Source organism: Streptomyces sp. UNOB3_S3, from assembly GCF_020740895.1.
Lineage (GTDB): Bacteria > Actinomycetota > Actinomycetes > Streptomycetales > Streptomycetaceae > Streptomyces.
The window spans coordinates 1-573 of record NZ_JAILXP010000774.1; the positions used below are offsets into that span (position 1 = coordinate 1).

1 protein-coding gene is annotated in these 573 nt (G+C 67.7%); it reads left to right on the top strand.

All coding sequences use genetic code 11. The annotated features are described in order from the left end of the window. The coding region (locus K6I33_RS35575; protein ID WP_229358902.1) for an acyltransferase domain-containing protein at positions 1-573 on the top strand (573 nt) is incomplete at both ends.

The following is a 573-nucleotide window of genomic DNA, read 5'->3' on the forward strand; positions in this document are numbered from 1 at the left end:
TCGCCGCAGCTGTGGTCTGTGGCGCGCTGTCACTGGAGGACGGCGTCCGGGTCATCGCCCTGCGCGCCCGCCTCATCGAACGCGAACTGACCGGCCACAGCGGCATGGTCTCCATCGCACTACCCCTGGCCGACGTCGAGAAGCGCATGACGGGCTGGGGCAACAAGCTCAGCATCGCCGTCATCGCCGGACCGCAGTCCACCGTCGTCGCCGGACCCCTGAACCAGATCGAAACGGTCCTCGCCACCTGCGAGGCCGAAGGAATCCGCGCCCGCCGCGTCCCCATCGGCTACGCCTCCCACACCGCCTACACCGAACCCATCCGCAACGAACTCATCCAGACCCTGGACAGCGTCCGCCCGCAGAAGGCCTCCATCCCGTTCTACTCCACCGTCGAAGCCGCCCCCGTCGACACCACCACCCTCGACGCGACGTACTGGTATCAGAACCTCCGCCAGCCCGTCCGCTTCCACGAAACCATCGAGCTGCTCCAGACCGACGGCTACACCCTCTTCATCGAATCCAGCGCCCACCCCGTCCTCACCCCCGTCCTCCCCGAAGGCACCACCGGCA